The organism is Thermosulfurimonas marina, from assembly GCF_012317585.1.
GTDB classification, from domain to species: Bacteria; Desulfobacterota; Thermodesulfobacteria; order Thermodesulfobacteriales; family Thermodesulfobacteriaceae; genus Thermosulfurimonas_A; species Thermosulfurimonas_A marina.
The window spans coordinates 974,279-991,188 of the sequence record NZ_CP042909.1; the positions used below are offsets into that span (position 1 = coordinate 974,279).

The following is a 16,910-nucleotide window of genomic DNA, read 5'->3' on the forward strand; positions in this document are numbered from 1 at the left end:
CTCCTTCGCTAGGATTCCCAGATGGGGCTCATGGACCGCAGGCGGGCGACCACCTGCGGAAGGACCTCGAGCACCCGCGCTATATCTTCTTCGGTGTTTTCCTCCCCTAGGGTAAGGACCAGAGAGCCCTGGGCCACCACCTCCGGAAGGCCGATGGCCTTGAGCACCGGAGAGGTCTTGAGGGCCTTAGAGGCGCAGGCTGAGCCGGTGTTGCCGTAAATGCCGTGGGCGGCCAGAAGATAGACCAGGGCCTCGCCCTCCAGACCCTCAAAGCAAAAGCTGGCGTGACCGGGAAGGCGCTTTTCCGGATGTCCGGTAAGGTGCGTCTTAGGGATGCGGGCGGGGATCTCCTTGAGGAGGCGATCCCGGAGGGTCCGCAGGCGGGCAGCCCTTTCCGGAAGGCGTTCCCGGGCTAGCCGCGCGGCCACCCCCAGGCCGATGATCCCGGGGACATTTTCCGTCCCGGCTCGAAAACCTCGCTCCTGGATGCCGCCGTGGATAAGGGGCATGATCCGCACCCCTTTACGTACATAAAGGGCCCCCACCCCTTTGGGGGCCCCCAGGCTGATCCCGGAAAGAGAGAGGGCGTCCACACCCAAGGATTTCACCTCCACCGGGATCTGGCCCACCGAGGCTACGGCATCGGTATGGAAAAGGGCTCCTTGGGCGTGAGCTATTTCCACCAGGGGGCGCAGGTCCTGGATGGTTCCGATCTCGTTGCTGGCCTGGGCCACGGAGACCAGGACCGTATCCGGGGTGAGCATACGCTCCAGGGTCTCGGGGAGCACCCTTCCGTAGCGGTCTACCGGAAGGAGGGCCATTTCAAAGCCCAGGCGTTCGAGGAAACGGGCGCTGTTAAGGACCGAATGGTGCTCAATAGCCGAGACCAGGACCCGCCGGCCCTTCTTCTCGTTGGCCAGGGCCAGGCCCTTTACCGCAAGGTTGTTGGCCTCGGCCCCGCAGGAGGTGAAGATGATCTCTTCCGGCGCTGCTCCCAGGAGCGCGGCCACTTCCCTACGGGCGGCTTCTACCTCCTCCCGCACGCTCTGGCCCAGGTCATAGACCGCCGAAGGGTTCCAGAAGCGCTCCCCCAGGTAGGGTTCTATAGCTTGGCGCACTTCAGGCAGAAGCGGGCTGGCTGCCGCATGGTCGAGGTAGATGATCTTTTTTTCCATTTCAGACCTCCCGTACCTTGCGCACATAAAAGCGCAGCACGCCATCTTCTTCTTTGAGCCCCAGGAATTCCTGCCCGTGCCGCGCGCACCAGGCGGGAATGTCCTCCAGGGCCCCGTCGTAGTCGGTAAGGATTTCCAGAATCTCTCCGGGCCGGAGCTTCCGTAGGGCCTCCTCCGGCTCCAGGAGGTGCATGGGACACATGCGAAAGACCAGGTCCACCGAGGCGTCGGCCTTGACCTTTTCTACGAACTTCATGGGGCACCTCCAATCTCTACCATTCTAGTAGACATTATAGGCCCAAAATTTCTACTGTCAAGATAGGAATTATCTGGGCACCCTTACGGGTTTTTCCGGGCCCCGTTAAACTGGAAGGGATGTGGCTGGTACGGCTTCCCAACTGGCTGGGAGATGCGGTTATGGCCACTCCGGTGCTGGCGGCGCTGGGGCAGGAGGGTCCGGTATGGCTCGTGGGGCGGTCCTTCCTGCGCCCCCTTTTTGAGGCCTTTCCCGGGGTGGCGGGCTTTGAGGAGCTCCGGGAAGGGCGAGGGGGGCTTCTACGTACGGCTCGCACCCTCCGGGGGCGGGGCTTTACCCGGGGACTTCTCCTTCCCAACTCCTTTTCTGCGGCCCTCCTCTTTTTCCTGGCCGGGGTTCCGGAAAGGATAGGCTACGCCGCCGACGGAAGGAGGTTTCTCCTTACCCGGGCGGTGCCCCGGCCCCGGCAAAAGCTCCACCAGCGGGACTACTACCTGGGACTCCTTTCTGCCCTGGGAAGGCCTGTGGCCGAAAAAGAGCTTTGGGTGCAGGTGCCGGAGGAGGCCCGCCGGCGGGCCGAAGGCCTTCTTTCCGGAGTTTCCGGGCCGCTCGCGGTGCTCGCCCCGGGAGCGGCCTACGGGCCGGCCAAACGCTGGCCGCTGGAAAGATTCGGCCAGCTGGCCGCCGAACTCCTCCGCAGGGGATTTTCCGTGGTCTTCGTTGGGGGGGAAGGGGAGCGGGCCCCGGTGCAGGGGCTTCTTTCCGAGATTCCGGGAGCGCGCAATCTCTGCGGACTTACGGATCTGGCTACCGTGGCGGCGGTGCTCCAAAGGGCGGCGGTCTTTGTCTCTAACGACTCCGGGCTTATGCATCTGGCTGCAGCCCTCCGGCGTCCCCAGGTGGCCCTTTTCGGCTCCACCGACCCCGAGGCTACCGGTCCCCTCAACCCCCGGGCCCGGGTGATCTTTCGCGGGCTTTCCTGTAGTCCCTGCCTGGCGCGCACCTGTCCCGAGGGCCATTACCGGTGCCTGGGGGAGATCTCGGTGGCCGAGGTGCTGGAGGCTACGCTAGAGATAGCGGAGGTTGGAGAATGAAAAGACCCGTGGTCTTTCTTGATCGGGACGGAACGGTGAACGAGGAAGTGGGCTATCTCAATCATCTCTCCCGTCTCCGCCTCCTCCCGGGGGCGGCCCAGGCTATAAGACTTCTCCGAGAGGCCGGTTTTGCGGTGGTGATTTTGACCAACCAGAGCGGCCCGGCTCGGGGGTATTTCCCCGAGGCCCTGGTCCACGAGGTCCATGCGGAGTTGCGCCGTCGTCTGGCCGCCGAGGGGGCCGAACTGGACGGCCTTTACGTCTGTCTCCATCACCCCGAGGCCGGCTGCCCCTGTCGCAAGCCCCGGCCGGGTCTGGCCCTGAGGGCGGCCGAAGAACTGGATCTGGACCTTTCCCGGGCCTTTGTGGTGGGGGACCGCTGGGTGGACCTGGCCCTGGCTAGAAATATCGGGGCCCGGGGAGTGCTGGTCCTTACGGGATATGGGCGCGGGGAGCTGGAATATGTGCTTCCGCAGAAGGGGCTTGAGCCGGATCTGGTGGCCGAAGACCTCCTTTCCGCGGCCCGCCTAATCCTCTCCCGTCGGGCCTAAGACTTCGGCCATTACCCGTAGAAGGTCCTGGGCGGAAAAGGGCTTCACCATCGCCCCGTCGAAGCCGAAGTCCCGAAAGTTAGAAAGCACCGGATCCTGCGAATAACCGCTCATGACGATGGCTTTTACCTCCGGGTCCCGCCGACGCATCTCCGGAAGGACCTCCTTGCCTCCAAGGCCTCCGGGGACGGTGAGGTCCAGGAGGACCACTTCAAAGGGCCGGCCCGCCGAAAGGGCTTCCTCGAAGGCCTTGAGGGCCTCCCCGCCTTCGGAGGCGGTCTCCACCTCGAAGCCCTGAAGACGCAGGAGTTCGGCCACGGTCTCCCGCACTCCCTCCTCATCGTCCAGGACCAGGACTCGGGCTCGCCGGGGGATGGCCGGTCTTGGGCGTTCTTCGGCCGGAAGAACCTGGCCTTCGGCGGCGGGAAGATAGATCCGGAAAAGGGCCCCGCCCTCGGGGGCGTTTTCCGCCAGGATGCGCCCCCCGTGGGCCTCAATCACCCGGCGACAGGTGAAAAGCCCCAGCCCCGAGCCCCCGGGCTTGGTGGTGAAAAAGGGCTCAAAGATCCGGGGGAGATCTTCCTCCGGGATCCCCGGGCCGGTGTCCCGAATCTCAAGAGCCACGTAAGGGCCCGGGGGAAGTCCCGAGGGGTCTCCGGGAGGAAGCTCCACCTTCCGGGCCCGCAAAAAAATACGGCCCCACTCTCCCATAGCCTGGCGGGCGTTGAGAAGGAGGTTGTGGAGACAGATGGCCATCTGTTCTAGGTCCATCTCCACCGGGGGAAGATCTGGCTCTAGGTTGAGCTCCGCCTGGACCCCGGAGCCGGCCAGCCCGAAGGCCAGGGCCTCCCGGATCACCTCCTCCAACCGGGCCAGCCTCTTTACCGGGCCCCCGCCTTTGGTGTAGGTGAGAAGTTCCCGGGTAAGGGTGCGGGCCGAAAGACAGGCCTTCTCCGCCCGCTCGGCCACTTCCTGGATCTCCGGATCGGAGACCCGGAGACGGAGCACATCGAGATAGCCCATAATGGTGGCCAGGAGATTGTTGAAGTCGTGGGCCAGCCCGGCAGCCAGAAGGCTCAGGACCTCAAGCTGGGAAGCCCTTCGGGCCTCTTCTTCCAGGCGCTTTCGCAGGGAAATATCCCTCAAGATGACTACCGTGCCCAGGATCTGGCTCCCTTCTCCATGGACCGGGGCCGCGGTCCCCTCCACCACCCGTTCCTCTCCCTGGGGAAGCCTCAGCCGGGCCTCCGCGATCTCCACTAGGCGGTCTTCTTGCAGCAAAAGAAGAGCCTCCCCACAGGGCCTCCCATCTATTTCCAGAGAAAGGGCCTCACAGAAGGATCTTCCCACCAGCTCTTTCGAGCGCCGACCCAAAAGCTTTTCGGCCGCGGGATTCACCAGGGTGATTCGTCCCCAGGTGTCGGTGACGATGACCGCCTCTCCCAGGGAGCGCAGAATGACCGCCAGGCGCTCCCGCTCCTCCCGCAGGGTTTCGGCCAGGGCCTCCAGGTTGGCCGTGCGCTCGGCCACCATCTCTTCTAGGTGATGGCGATATTCGTCTAAACTTCGGTTGAGCTTAGTTAGTCGCCGATTGAGATAGAAAATATAGAGGGTTAAAAAAAGCCCGATGAGGGAAATCAGGGTGTAGAGGAAAATGATGTGCAGGTAGCGCTTGCGGGCCTCTTTCAGGGCCCGGGCCCGAACCTCGGCGTAGGGGCCAAGCCCCAATTCCTTGAAGGCCTCGTGGACCGGCTGGTAATTGAGCGGAAGGGTCCAGGCGGCCTCCGCGGCCCGGGCGACCGGAGAATCTTTGGGGAGGGCCAGGAGGGCGGCGGCCAGGGTCTCGGCCTTTTCGTCCGCAAGCCGGGGGGTGCGGGCCAGGGGCCATTCCGGATAAAGTTCCGTGCTCACCAGGAAGGCAAACCCTGGATGTTTTACCGGATGAAGCACCCGAAAATCCGCAAGCCGAATCCGTCCCTCGGCGGCCATGCTCTCCAGGGTATCGGTGCGCACACAGCCCGCATCCACCTCTCCCCGGAGGACGGCCAGGACTACCGCGTCGTGGGTTCCGTAAAAGCGCACGGTGTAGTCCTTCCCCCGTCGCAGCCCCGCCCGCCGCAGGAGGCGCCACTGCATGATCCAGCCCCCAAAAGATTCCGGATCCACGGCCCCGATTAGGGCCCCTTTTGCCGGAGGGTGTCTCTGGTGCCGGAGGTCCTTGAGGGAGCGAATATCCCGGCGGTCGGCCCGGGTAAAAAGGACTCCTCCGAAGCGCGAATAGACCTGTCCTAGCTTTAGGTTCTTGAGAGTCACCAGAGGCGTAACCCCGCAGCAGGACTCAAAGAGGACATACATCCCGGAATTGGCCAGAACGAGATCCACCTTCTGCCCTTCCACGGCCTCTTCGAGTTCGCGGAAGGGCAGGGGGAGGAGCTTTATCTTAAGGCCGGTGCGCCTTTCGAGATAGTCCACCAGGGGTTGCCAGCGCCTGCGGGCGATCTCCGGCCCCCTTTTGGCCAGCACCGCAAAGACCACTTCCTGATTCGAGGCGGCCGGGGTCAGAGTCGGCAGGGCCGAAGAGAAAAAGACCGCAAGAAGGACCAAACGCACCAGAAGAAACATCACCTTTAAGGTTAATAAAATTTCGGATCGAGGGCTAGCCTTTGAGGCAGCCCAGGGGAAGGAGGCGGGCCACTTTGCGGGTGAGACCGGCCCCGCAAGCGGCCTCGATCACCCGGTCCACGTCTTTGTAGGCCTCCGGGGCCTCCTCGGCCACTCCCCGTTTGCTCCGGGCCCGAACCACGATGCCCCTTTTCCGGAGAGTTTCAATAATGTGTTCGGCCCGAAAGCTTTTCAGGGCCTGGTGGCGGCTCATGCTACGGCCAGCTCCGTGACAGGCACTGCCGAAGGCCTTGCGTTCTCCCTCCTCGGTGCCCACCAGGATGTAAGAGGCCGTGCCCATGGAACCTCCGATGATTACCGGCTGGCCTACGGCCCGATAGCGCTCCGGAAGTTCCGGCCGGCCCGGCCCCCAGGCCCGGGTGGCCCCCTTCCGATGGACAAAAAGTCGCCGCTTGCGGCCTTCCACCTCGTGCCACTCCACCTTACAGGTATTGTGACTGATGTCGTAAAGGAGGCTTACCCGGGCCTCTTTGAAAAGCGCGGTCACCACCTCCCGGACCAGGTGGGTGATCACCTGGCGGTTGGCCAAGGCACAGTTTACTCCGCAGACCATGGCCTTGAAATAGCGTTCTCCCTCCGGGGAATTTATGGGCGCACAGACCAGCTCCTTTTCCCGGATGGGGATTCCGTATTTGCGCGCGGCCTTGGCCAGTACCGGAAGGTAATCTGTGGCGATCTGGTGCCCCAGGGCCCGGGAGCCGCAGTGGATGGTGATCACCACGTCGTCTTCTTCCAGCCCGAAGGCCTCCGCGGCCCGGCGATCGTAGATCTCGGCCACATACTGGACCTCAAGGTAGTGGTTGCCCGAGCCCAGGGTGCCCACCTGACGGTGCTGCCTCTTTTTGGCCTCCAGAGACACGCAGTCCGGATCGCCCCCCGGCATGCAGCCCCGTTCTTCAATGTATTCCAGATCCTCGGGTTCCCCATAGCCCCGCTCCACCGCCCAGCGGGCCCCGCCCACCAGGACCTCGTCGAGCTGCTTGGGAGAGAGCCGGATCTCTCCCTCGGAGCCCACCCCGGCCGGCACGGTCTCGTAAAGCTCATCCATAAGGCGCTCGATCTGGGGCAACACCTCCTCCCGCTTGAGCCCGGTGCGCAGGGTGCGCACTCCGCAGGAGATGTCGTAGCCTACCCCACCTACGGAGATGATTCCTCCCTCCTCCGGATCAAAGGCCGCCACCCCTCCGATGGGAAATCCGTAGCCCCAATGGGCATCGGGCATGGCGATGGAGGCCCGCACGATCCCCGGAAGGGTGGCCACATTGGTCACCTGCTCATAGACCTTTTCGTCCATTTCCTCAAGGAGCCTCTGGCTGGCAAAGATCTTCCCCGGCACCCGCATTTCCCCCTGCCGGGGGATCTCCCACTCGTAATCGTTTATCTTGACCAGCTTTTTGAGTTCCATGAGATACTCCTCGGGAGGGATTCCGTTTTATAAACGTAAGTTCGCTTTTAGCCCGGGTAAAGGTGGAGGTTGCCGTGGCCATCGGCGGCGCAGAGAAAGCCCGGGGGGACGAAGACCGTGGCGTAGTCCCCCACCACTAGGGCCGGTCCGGAAAATTCGGCCTCTTGCGGGAGGTCCTCCCAGAGATAGACCGGGGCGGGCCTGCGCTCTTCCGGGCTCAGAAGGAGGAGCGTTTTTTCTGCCGGCTGAAGGGCCCGACCGCCTTTAAAGGGAGGCCAGACCGGCGGCGGGCGCCTTACGGTGACCGTCACCCGCACCGCGGTGGCCTCCAGAGTCCGGTCCCCCAGATGGAAGCCGTAAAGCCTTTCGTGTTCTCGCCGAAAGGCCTCCTGAAAGTCGGTCCCGAAGGGGATGGTGAGCTCAAAGGCCTGTCCCGCATAGCGTAGATCTACGCTTTCGGAAACCGCGAGATCTCTTTCCGCAAAGCCCAGAGACTTTACCGCCGAAAGAGCTTTTTTCCGCAGGGCCGCCATTTTTCTTTGGAGGAATTCGTAGGAGGCGGGATCGCGTCCGGGCCGGACTCCGGCGGCGAAGTCGAAACGCGGCTCCGCCACGAGGATTCCCAGGGCGGAAAGCACCCCGGAAAGCCGTGGCACTAGCACCCGGGAGATCCCTAGCCGCGCCGCGAGTTCCGCGGCCTGGAGGGCCCCGGCCCCTCCGAAGGCCACCAAAACAAACTCCCTAGGGTCATACCCCCGCTCCAGGGAAACCTTGCGCAGGGCGGCCTCCATGTTCGTGGCGGCAATTTCCAGAATAGAAAGGGCCAGGGTTTCTGGAGAAAGGCCCTTGAGATGGGCCATCTCCGCCAAAGCTCGGGCCGCAAGCTCCGGACGCAGGACCATCCGGCCCCCCAGAAAACGATGGGGAAGGAGGCGTCCGACAAAGAGGTGGGCGTCGGTGACCGTAGGCTGACGCCCCCCACGCCCATAGCAGACCGGCCCGGGATCGGCCCCAGCGCTCTGGGGGCCCACCCTCAGGGCCCCACCGGGATCAAACCAGGCCAACGACCCCCCTCCAGCCCCAATGGTGTGGATGTCGATCAAGGGCAGGGCCACCGGATGCCCCTCGATTTCGTACTCCCGGGTATAGGTGGGGGCCCCGTCGCAAAGGGCCACATCGGTGGAAGTGCCCCCCATATCCAGGGTGATGATCCTCTTAAAGCCCTGGGCCCGGGCCACGGCCAGGGCCCCCAGCACGCCGCCCGCGGGGCCGGAAAGAAGGGTCATTACCGCCCGCCCTTCCACCTCTTCGACCGGAAGGAGCCCTCCGCTCGACTGCATGATGAAGATCCGGGCCCCGGGGAGGGCCTTGCCCAGCCTGCGGACATAGCGCCCCACTACCGGGGCCAGATAGGCGTTGAGCAGGGTGGTGGAAGTGCGTTCGAACTCCCGAAATTCCGGACGGATCTCCGAAGAAAGGGAGAGATGGATTCCCAGGTCGGCCAGGGCCTTGGCCAAACGGCGTTCGTGCTCGGGAAAGGCGTAGGCGTGAAGGAGGGAGATGGCCAGGGCCTCGGGTCGCTTTTGCTTTACCCAGAGACGCACCCGCGCGATTTCTTCTTCGGAAAGGGGAAGCTCTACGGTTCCGTCGGCCCGCACCCGCTCTCGCACCCCCAGGACCAGACTGCGGGCCACTACCGGAGGCGGCTTCTGGACCAAAAAGTTGTAAAGTTCCGGACGGGCCTGGCGCCCGATGAAGATTACGTCCTCAAATCCGCGGGTGGTCAACAAGGCCACCCGGGCCCCTCGACGGGTGAGAAAGGCGTTGGTTCCTACGGTGGTTCCGTGAAGGACCTCTTCGGGAGGGCGTCCGGTGCGCGAGGAAAGGACCCGCAGACCCTCCAGGATGGCTCGGGCAGGATCCTCGGGGGTGGAGGGGACCTTGTAGGTGAGAAGTTGCCCCTCGACCTCGGCCACGAAATCGGTAAAGGTCCCTCCGGTATCTACGGCAACGCGCACTTTCAGCTCACGGAGACCTTCTTCCGGCGTTGGTCAAATTTGATGAGGAGGTAGGCCTCAAGACCCAGAAGCAAGACACCTAAAAGTAAAATTAATCCTACTTCCACCTTACCCCTCCTCGGGATAAATGAGCCAGCCTAAGAAGAAGGCTACCAATCCTACAGCTAGAATAAATCCTAGCAACTCTATCGTCAATTGTTCGGAGAGAACGGCTCCTATGACTCCGGCTCCAAAACTGTATTTAGAAACATCGAAAAATACCCGAGCGGCCTCTTTGCGTTTTTCCTGAAAGCTGGTCATCAGTCGGCCAAAATCACCTTTTCTACTTCCCGGGTCTCCGTGTCGTAGAGGGCGAAAGTGGGCGGGCCCTCTTTGCCCAGGATCTCTCCGGGATTGATCACCAGCGCCTCTTTAATCCGAAGTACTTTATAGACATGTGTGTGCCCGCAGAGGACCAGATGGTAGTCGCCGGTGGCCGCAAGTCCCCGGGCCAGATCCGGGTAGTGGACCATGGCGATGGAAAGTCCGCCCACCTCCAGGAAGGCGAACTCCCCGTGAAAGTGGACCTGGGGGAAACGGGCCACCTGTTTTTCCAAAAGATGAGGGTCTCCCCGGTTGTTTCCCTGAATAAAATGTACCGGTCCCGGGAATTCGGCCAATACCGGGACCATGAAAGGGGAAATGAGGTCCCCGCAGTGGAAGAGCACCTCGGCCCCCGCCTTCCGGGCCTGAGCCAGGGCCTTTTTAAGGTGCGGAATGTGGTCGTGGCTATCGCTCAGGATGGCGAACTTCATGGCCCTCTCCTTGGGGTTTGCTAGACGGCAGCCAAATTTTAAAAAGCCTTTTTTCTATTTCAACCAGAAAAAAGAGGAGAATTCCCGCCCCGAAGATCACCGGCCAACCCTCTGGGTGCAGTCCCTCCACCCGGAAAAGACCGGAAAGGGGTTTCCAGTAAGTAAAGGCTAGCTGCGCCAGGAGAATGAAAAGGAGCCCGGGCCGCAGCAGGGGATTTCCGGAAAGGAGCCGGAGGGGGTTCTTGGGGGCCTGGCCCAGAAAGCGGGTGTTGAAAAGATAGAAGGTCTCCAGAAAGACGATAAGGTTGACCGCGAGGGCCCGGGCCTCGGCCACTCCATGGCGACTCTTCCAGAAATCAAAGGCCCCCCAGGTGAGGCCCGCCATGAGTGCCGAGACCACGACGATCTGGAGCAGGAGCCTTCCGTCAAGGAGAGGGGCTTGCGGGGGGCGCGGCGGGCGGTCCATGACTCCGGGCTCCGGGGGCTCCAGCGAAAGGGTCACTGCCAGGGCCACCGTGGTCACCAGATTGATCCAGAGGATATGGAGGGGAAGCACCGGAAGGACGGAGGCGGCGACCAAAGCGGCCAGCAGGAGAAGGCATTCTCCTCCGTTGGTGGGGAGGATGAAAAGGAGGCTCTTGCGCAGGTTGTCGAAGACCGTACGACCCTCACGCACAGCCTCCACCAGGGTCACAAAGCGGTCGTCCAGGAGGACCATATCCGCGGCCTCCTTGGCCACCTCGGTCCCACTTCCCATGGCCACTCCAATATGGGCGGCCTTGAGCGCCGGGGCATCATTGACCCCGTCGCCGGTCATGGCCACGATCTCTCCGCGGGCCTTGAAGGCCTCGATGAGCCGGAGCTTGGTCTGCGGAGTGGCCCGGGCCACCAGATCCGTTTTTTCAAGACGGGCAAAGACTTCTTCCGGCGACAGGGTCTCTAGGAGGCTTCCGGTCACCGGCTCCCCGGAAAGCCCCACCTCTTCCCCGATTCTCCGGGCGGTGAGGGGATGGTCTCCGGTGACCATCTTTACCCGGATACCCGCCCGAAGGGCGGTACGGATGGCCTCCGGAGCCTCCGGCCGGGGTGGGTCTCGGAAGCCCACCAAGCCCAGAGGGCGCAGGGGGGCTTCTTTTAGGGCCTCAAAGGGATCCTCCGCGGAGACTTCTCCTGAGGCCAGGGCCACCAGGCGCAGGCCCTGGGAGGCAAGGTCTTCCAGCCGGGAGATCAACTCCCCTGCCCCGGAGCAAAGTCCGAGCACGATCTCCGGGGCCCCTTTGAGGACGAGAAGTCTCCGTCCCTCCGTTTCCACCAGCCGGGCCTGATATTTGCGGGTGGAGTCAAAGGGGATCTTTCCAAGAATCCGAAAGGAAGGCGGAGAGACCCCGAAGGTTTTCAGGAGTTCGGCCAGGGCCTCGTCTAACACGAGACCCTCTTCCAGAGAAAGGGCCACCGCCTTTAAGAATTCCCGGAGATCCGGGGAGGGCTCTCCTTGAGAGAGGAAGTGAGTTTCCCCTTGGGCGGTTACCAGGACCTCGGGCCGCAGCCGGTTTTCCGTAAGGGTTCCGGTCTTGTCCGTAAAGATCACCGTGGTGCTTCCCAGGGTCTCCACCGCCGGGAGATACCGCACTACGGCCTGCCTTCGGGCCATGCGGCTTACCCCTACGGCCAGGGCCACGGTGATGATCACCGGAAGGCCTTCGGGGATGGCCGAGACCGCCAGGGCCACCGCGGCCATGAAGGATTCCTCGAGCGGGAAGCCCCGCAAGCGGCCCAGGGCAAAGGTAAGTCCGGCAAGGAGAAGGATGGCCAGGGTCACCCAGCGGGTGAATTTCTCCAGTTTTTCGGTGAGGGGAGTGCGCGGGAGGCGTACCTCCCGCATGAGGCGGGCCAGGCGGCCGAATTCCGTGCTCTCTCCGGTGGCCACCACCACGGCCAGCCCCTCACCGGCGGTAACCAGCGTGCCGGAAAAGACCAGGTTCTTGCGCTCGGCCAGAGGGGTTCCCTCGGGAAGGGGCTCCGGGGATTTTTCCACCGGAAGGCTCTCTCCGGTAAGTACGGACTCGTCCACCTGGAGGGCCCGCACTTCTATAAGCCGGGCGTCGGCAGGCACCTTGGCCCCGGCCTTAAGCAGGAGAAGGTCTCCGGGAACAATTTGGGTGCTTTCTACGGTTTGGACCTTTCCGGCCCGTCTTACCAAGGCCCGGGGGGTGAGATAGGTCCGCAGGGCCTCCAGGGAGCGTTCGGCCCGGTACTCCTGATAAAAGCCCAGAAGGGCGTTCAGGATGACCACGGCGAGGATCACTGCGGCATCTACCGGCTCCCCCAGGAAATAGGCCGCAAGTGCGGCCACTAAGAGGACATAGACGAAAAGGGAACGAAACTGGGAAAAGAAGATGCGCCAAGGAGAGCGCCCGGGAGGTGAGGGAAGCCGGTTGGGGCCATAGCGCCGAAGGCGCTCCTGCACCTCTTCCGGGGGAAGTCCCTCGGGAGGAGTTCCCAGTTCTTTCAGGACTTCCTCGGCCGGAAGCGCCCAGGGCTTTTCCATAAAACCTACCTTTACCAGATCCGCTAAGGATTTACATCCCGCAAAACCGAAGATATTAAAGACTCATGACCAGAGAACTGGTGAGTCTGGGTGAAGGGCTGTTTTTGCGGGTCTCGGAGGACGGCTTGGTGGCCTGGTTGGAGAAAGAAGGGGGCCCGGTTTCGACCCAAGATTTCTTTTCTCTCCGAGAGAGACTAATTTCGCTCGGGCTGACCGGTATCTTAAAGGCCCCAGAGATCCGAGACGGGCGTCTGGTGGTGGCCCGGGGGAAACCTCCAGAGCCTGGCCGGGACGGACGGGTGGAGTTTCTGGTGGACCTTTCCCGAGGGCCCCGGCCTCTTTCCGGGGAGAGGGTAGATTGGCGGGAGATCAACGCCCTAGTCTCTGTCCCTGCAGGCACTCCGGTGGCTCGGGTGCATCCTCCCAGCCCGGGAGTGCCGGGCTATACCGTATGGGGAGAGGAGATCCCGGCCCCTCCGGGACGCCCCGTGGAGGTGCGATCCCAGGCTCCCAAAGACGAGATCCTAGCCCAGATTGAGGAAATAGACCAACTATTCGAAAAAGGGCCTTCTAGGGAAGCCTCCAGGGGGAAACCCTTTACTTTCACTCTGGGGCCGGGCCTGCGCTATGATGTACAACTTGGCCTTATCCTGGCCGAAGAGGGGGGCATCCTTGAAGTGCGGGAAGGCTTTGCCCGGATTCATTCTGTTTACACCCTTCGCGGGGATGTGGACTGGGAGACGGGCAACATCCACTTTCACGGAAAGTCTCTTACCATTTCGGGGTCTGTACGTCGGGGTTTTACGGTGGAGTCTGCCGGGGACCTGGTGATCCAGGGAGACGTCGAAGAGGGGGCCCGCCTTTGGGCTGGAGGGCGCCTTAAGATCTCGGGCATTGTGCGGGGCGAAAACACCCTGGTGGAGAGCCAGGGCGAGGCCGAGGTCCAAATCGTGGAATGGGCCCAGATACGGGTAAAGGGCAAGCTTACGGTCTGGGGATATCTCCTCTGGACCCACGCTACGGTGGGGGCAGACCTTTTCGTTTTTGGAGAAAAAGGTATTGTGGGGGGAGAGGTCTATGTACAGGGCTCGGCCACGGTGAGTGTCTTGGGAAGCCCCGCCTTTGTAAAGACCTTTCTGCGCGTGGGCTACGATTACGAGGTTGCCCAAGAACAGGAGCGTCTTTTAAAAGAGTGGCAGCGCCTGGATGAACTTACCGACCGCATGAAGGAGGCCCTTATGCAGGGTCTTCGTCTGGCCCGCTCCGGGAGACTCACCCCCAAACAGAAAAAGGCCTTGGAAACCCTACGCCAGCACCTGCGCCAGAGACTTCTGGAGATGAGCGAGCTCAAAGATCGGCTGAATTTTCTGGAGGAGGAATTGCGCAAGGGGGTAGGGGCTACGGTGCAGGTGACCCGGAGGGTCTATCCTAATGTAGCCGTAGGGATAGACGGACACCTTCGGGACATTCGCCGGGAGCACGGCCCGGGGGTCTTTCGCCTCACCGAGGCCGGAATCCAATTTCTGGAGGGAGCATGAAACGTCGACCAAGCGAGACCTTGAAGGATTTAAGCGACACTACGGAAACCTTCTTGCAAAAATACGAAAAGGCCCTGCGGGAGGCCTCGGGAGAAGGAGGGGAGAGCCTGGAGGTGGATCCGGCTCTTCTCCACTTGGAGATGGCCCTGGAGGGGCTTATGCGCTGGCAGACGCGGGTTATCCGGGACCTTTTGGCCGGAAGAACCCTTGAAAAGGCTGTGGTTTTTGAGGAAGACGAAGTGGGGCGATTCATCAAGGAATTTAAACCCTTTGATGAGACCTCCCGAGAACTCTGGAAACGCATCCGGGACCGATACGCGGATCTTCATCTGCGGGCCCGAGAGCTCTCGGAGGCCGTACAAAGGGGGGAAAATATTGAAGAGATCTACCGCCGGGCCCGAGAGGAATTTTTGCCTTTCTCGGAGGCCCTTTTTGAAGATTTGGTCCTCCTTTCCAACTACATGGAGAAACGTTCCCGAAAGTGAAATTCCTTCTTTCCGGGGCCCTAAATCTCGATCTCTTTTACGAGGTCCCCTCCCTTAAGGAGATCGGACTTGGGGGGCTAGAGGTGGCCCCTGGAGGGGAGGTGGCCCTTTCTCTTGAGGCCTTCGAAGCCCTGGAAGAGAGGCTTTCCCAAATAGGAAAAAGGGTGGCCCACTGCGGCGGAGGCTCGGCGGCCAACACGGCCTTTGCCCTGGCGCGCTTCGGTTTTGAGGTGGCCTTTTTGGGGGCCTGTGGAAGGGACGAGGCCGGAGAGCACGTGCTGGCCGAGCTTGCGGAGTTCGGGGTGGATCTTTCCGGGGTCCGGAGGGAGGGGACCACCGGCCGGGCCCTCATTGTGCTCGATAGCCGGAGGGATCGTTTTATCGCCGTATGCCCGGGGACCTGTGAGAAGGCCCTGGCCGACTTTGATCCCGAACCCTCCGGGGACTGGCTTCATCTCAGTTCCCTGGTCTCGGAGGAGGGGTTGGCCTTTCATCTGCGCCTGGTTCGGCGGTTTTTCGGAAGGCGGAGTCTGGACCCTGGGGAGATCTATGCCGCCCGGGGACGGACCCTAAGGCCCCTTCTCGCAAGGGTGACCACCCTTTTCATTACGGAGTCCGAACTCTTCAAACTGGGTTTTTCACCGGAGGAGCTTTGGGGCCTGGGAGTGCGAGAGATCTTTCTCAAGCACGGGGCCCGGGGGGCGGCCCGGCTCAGCCCGGAGGGGGAAATATTTCTTCCGGCCGCTAAAGCCGAAGAGGTGGTGGACAACACCGGAGCCGGAGATTTCTTTGATGCCGGGGTGCTCGCCGGGCTGGCCCTGGGGCTTTCGCCGGAGGCGGCCCTGCGCCTCGGCCTTCGGGTGGCGGCGGCCAGCCTCCGGGATTACGGCCGCCGGGGTTGTCCCGGCCGGGAGGAATTTCTAAACTGGGTGCGGGAGTTAAAGGAGGACGCGGCTTGAGGCTTCCCGCCGGAGCGGAAAAGGCCCTGGCCCGGCTTTCCGAGGGGGCCCTCTTTGCGGACCTTTACCTGGAGGCCACCCGGAGCCTGCGCCTGGTCCTGGAGGGCGAAAGGCTAGAGGAGGTCTCCCTGGGAGAGGACGCCGGGGCCGGTCTGCGACGCCTGAATCCAGATTTTCACACCGCCTTCGGCTTCACCAACGATCTTTCGGCAGAGGCCTTAAAAGCCCTGGCCCGGGAACTTTCCCGAAAGGATTCCGGAGGGCGGCCTCGGAGCTTTGAGCACCTTTTTGCGCGCCCTGCGGTGCGGGTTCCTCTGGAAAGCGAGACCCTGGCTGAAAAGATTTCCCGTCTCAAGAGGGCCGCGGAGGTGGCCCGGAGACTCTCTCCGGAAATTCGCCAGGTAAGGGTGATCTATCAGGAGACGGAAAAGGAGGTGGCCATGCTCACCTCCGAGGGCCGTCTGGTGGAGGAGGGACGGGTCTATACTCTTTTTGCCGTCCAGGTGGTGGCCGAAAGGGAGGGGCTGCTCCAGCAGGGCTATGAACCCGTGGGGGGCACGGTGGGCCTGGAGCTCTTTGAGGAGCATCCTCCGGAGGAGGTGGCCCGTCGGGCGGCGGAAAGGGCGCTCCTTATGCTTTCGGCCCGCCGGACTCCGGGAGGACGTATGCCGGTGGTCCTTTCCGCCGAGGCCGGAGGGACCATGATCCACGAGGCCGTAGGGCACGGTCTGGAGGCCGACCATGCCGAGGAGGGTTTTTCTGTCTACAGCGGCCGCCTGGGAGAGGTAGTGGCCAGCCCCCTCATCACGGTGATCGATGATCCCACCCTTCCCGGAAAACGCGGCTCCTACGCCTTCGACGACGAGGGGGTTCCGGCCCAGCGGGTGGTCCTCATTGAAGGCGGGGTGCTCCGGAATTTCCTTTACGATCGGCTTACGGCCCTCAAATTCGGTAAAGAGCCTAACGGCCACGGCCGACGCGAGTCCTACCGGCACCGGCCCATCCCCCGTATGGCCAACACCTTCATCGCTCCCGGTCCCCACGAGCCGGAAGAGATCATCCGCAGTGTGGACCGGGGGCTTTTGGTAAAAAAGATGGGGGGCGGGGAGGTCAATCCGGTGACTGGAGATTTTGTTTTCGAGGTGACCGAGGGCTATCTCCTCGAAGGGGGTGAGGTGGGGGAGCCGGTCCGCGGGGCCACCCTTGCGGGAAACGGCCCGGAGGTCCTGCGGATCATTGACATGGTGGGCCGGGATCTAGGCTTCGGTCTCGGGACCTGCGGCAAGGACGGCCAGGGGGTCCCGGTCTCCGACGCCCAGCCCACCCTTCGCATCCCGGAACTCCTGGTGGGCGGAGAGGTCAAAACAGGGTAGTCTAAAGGGGAATTCCTGCGGAGGCGGGAGTT

At 62.6% G+C, this 16,910-nt stretch carries 14 protein-coding genes; 6 read left to right on the plus strand and 8 right to left on the minus strand.

What is annotated here, in order from left to right; all coding sequences use genetic code 11:
- Positions 1-8: 8 nt before the first annotated feature.
- Both FVE67_RS05200 and FVE67_RS05205 read right to left on the minus strand, forming a co-directional pair.
- A complete protein-coding gene (locus tag FVE67_RS05200) occupies positions 9-1,175 on the minus strand; it encodes a cysteine desulfurase family protein (protein WP_168719580.1) in 1,167 nt (388 codons plus the stop codon).
- 1 nt (position 1,176) lies between these two features.
- Positions 1,177-1,431 (minus strand): sulfurtransferase TusA family protein, encoded by a 255-nt coding sequence (locus tag FVE67_RS05205; RefSeq protein WP_168719581.1) that lies wholly within the window; start codon positions 1,429-1,431, stop codon positions 1,177-1,179.
- Between the two features lie 119 nt (positions 1,432-1,550).
- On the opposite strand from FVE67_RS05205, the gene waaF reads away from it, so the two are divergent.
- Together waaF and FVE67_RS05215 are read left to right on the plus strand one after the other, a co-directional pair.
- Positions 1,551-2,525, plus strand: coding sequence for a lipopolysaccharide heptosyltransferase II (gene waaF / locus FVE67_RS05210; RefSeq protein ID WP_168719582.1), 975 nt, complete (start codon positions 1,551-1,553; stop codon positions 2,523-2,525).
- Positions 2,522-3,076 (plus strand): D-glycero-alpha-D-manno-heptose-1,7-bisphosphate 7-phosphatase, encoded by a 555-nt coding sequence (locus tag FVE67_RS05215; protein WP_168719583.1) that lies wholly within the window; start codon positions 2,522-2,524, stop codon positions 3,074-3,076. The genes waaF and FVE67_RS05215 overlap by 4 nt, the downstream gene beginning before the upstream one ends.
- On the opposite strand, the gene FVE67_RS05220 is transcribed toward FVE67_RS05215, so the two are convergent.
- The 6 genes from FVE67_RS05220 to FVE67_RS05245 form a co-directional block, all read right to left on the minus strand.
- Entirely contained in the window at positions 3,053-5,698 is a 2,646-nt protein-coding gene (locus FVE67_RS05220; protein WP_168719584.1) for a PhnD/SsuA/transferrin family substrate-binding protein, read from the minus strand. The two genes, FVE67_RS05215 and FVE67_RS05220, sit on opposite strands and share 24 nt — an antisense overlap.
- Before the next feature lie 34 nt (positions 5,699-5,732).
- Positions 5,733-7,163: an RtcB family protein gene (locus tag FVE67_RS05225; RefSeq protein WP_168719585.1), complete on the minus strand. Its 1,431-nt coding sequence runs from the start codon at positions 7,161-7,163 to the stop codon at positions 5,733-5,735.
- A gap of 47 nt (positions 7,164-7,210) precedes the next feature.
- On the minus strand, positions 7,211-9,181 hold the full coding sequence (locus tag FVE67_RS05230) for a hydantoinase/oxoprolinase family protein (protein ID WP_168719586.1): 1,971 nt from the start codon (positions 9,179-9,181) through the stop codon (positions 7,211-7,213).
- 108 nt (positions 9,182-9,289) lie between these two features.
- A complete protein-coding gene (locus FVE67_RS05235) occupies positions 9,290-9,481 on the minus strand; it encodes a DUF6722 family protein (RefSeq protein ID WP_168719587.1) in 192 nt (63 codons plus the stop codon).
- On the minus strand, positions 9,481-9,975 hold the full coding sequence (locus tag FVE67_RS05240; protein ID WP_168719588.1) for a metallophosphoesterase: 495 nt from the start codon (positions 9,973-9,975) through the stop codon (positions 9,481-9,483). The genes FVE67_RS05235 and FVE67_RS05240 overlap by 1 nt, the downstream gene beginning before the upstream one ends.
- Positions 9,950-12,523, minus strand: coding sequence for a cation-translocating P-type ATPase (locus FVE67_RS05245; protein ID WP_168719589.1), 2,574 nt, complete (start codon positions 12,521-12,523; stop codon positions 9,950-9,952). Before FVE67_RS05245 ends, FVE67_RS05240 begins: the two co-directional genes overlap by 26 nt.
- Before the next feature lie 65 nt (positions 12,524-12,588).
- Here FVE67_RS05245 and FVE67_RS05250 point away from each other — a divergent pair, with 65 nt between their 5' ends.
- The 4 genes from FVE67_RS05250 to FVE67_RS05265 are packed head-to-tail and all read left to right on the plus strand — an operon-like array spanning position 12,589 to position 16,878.
- Complete coding sequence (locus FVE67_RS05250; protein ID WP_168719590.1) at positions 12,589-14,061, plus strand: flagellar assembly protein A; 1,473 nt, start codon at positions 12,589-12,591, stop codon at positions 14,059-14,061.
- On the plus strand, positions 14,058-14,546 hold the full coding sequence (locus tag FVE67_RS05255) for a hypothetical protein (protein WP_168719591.1): 489 nt from the start codon (positions 14,058-14,060) through the stop codon (positions 14,544-14,546). Before FVE67_RS05250 ends, FVE67_RS05255 begins: the two co-directional genes overlap by 4 nt.
- Positions 14,543-15,505, plus strand: coding sequence for a carbohydrate kinase family protein (locus tag FVE67_RS05260; RefSeq protein WP_168719592.1), 963 nt, complete (start codon positions 14,543-14,545; stop codon positions 15,503-15,505). Before FVE67_RS05255 ends, FVE67_RS05260 begins: the two co-directional genes overlap by 4 nt.
- Positions 15,502-16,878 (plus strand): TldD/PmbA family protein, encoded by a 1,377-nt coding sequence (locus FVE67_RS05265; RefSeq protein WP_168719593.1) that lies wholly within the window; start codon positions 15,502-15,504, stop codon positions 16,876-16,878. Before FVE67_RS05260 ends, FVE67_RS05265 begins: the two co-directional genes overlap by 4 nt.
- Positions 16,879-16,910: the final 32 nt, after the last annotated feature.

What these genes read in the sequence shown, in the direction of transcription:
- FVE67_RS05200 (WP_168719580.1), bottom strand. Translation starts at nt 1,175, where the DNA reads ATGGAAAAAAAGATCATCTACCTCGACCATGCGGCAGCCAGCCCGCTT.
- FVE67_RS05225 (WP_168719585.1), bottom strand. Translation starts at nt 7,163, where the DNA reads ATGGAACTCAAAAAGCTGGTCAAGATAAACGATTACGAGTGGGAGATC.
- FVE67_RS05240 (WP_168719588.1), bottom strand. Translation starts at nt 9,975, where the DNA reads ATGAAGTTCGCCATCCTGAGCGATAGCCACGACCACATTCCGCACCTT.
- FVE67_RS05220 (WP_168719584.1), bottom strand. Translation starts at nt 5,698, where the DNA reads ATGTTTCTTCTGGTGCGTTTGGTCCTTCTTGCGGTCTTTTTCTCTTCG.
- FVE67_RS05245 (WP_168719589.1), bottom strand. Translation starts at nt 12,523, where the DNA reads ATGGAAAAGCCCTGGGCGCTTCCGGCCGAGGAAGTCCTGAAAGAACTG.
- FVE67_RS05205 (WP_168719581.1), bottom strand. Translation starts at nt 1,431, where the DNA reads ATGAAGTTCGTAGAAAAGGTCAAGGCCGACGCCTCGGTGGACCTGGTC.
- waaF (WP_168719582.1), top strand. Translation starts at nt 1,551, where the DNA reads ATGTGGCTGGTACGGCTTCCCAACTGGCTGGGAGATGCGGTTATGGCC.
- FVE67_RS05250 (WP_168719590.1), top strand. Translation starts at nt 12,589, where the DNA reads ATGACCAGAGAACTGGTGAGTCTGGGTGAAGGGCTGTTTTTGCGGGTC.
- FVE67_RS05215 (WP_168719583.1), top strand. Translation starts at nt 2,522, where the DNA reads ATGAAAAGACCCGTGGTCTTTCTTGATCGGGACGGAACGGTGAACGAG.
- FVE67_RS05255 (WP_168719591.1), top strand. Translation starts at nt 14,058, where the DNA reads ATGAAACGTCGACCAAGCGAGACCTTGAAGGATTTAAGCGACACTACG.
- FVE67_RS05235 (WP_168719587.1), bottom strand. Translation starts at nt 9,481, where the DNA reads ATGACCAGCTTTCAGGAAAAACGCAAAGAGGCCGCTCGGGTATTTTTC.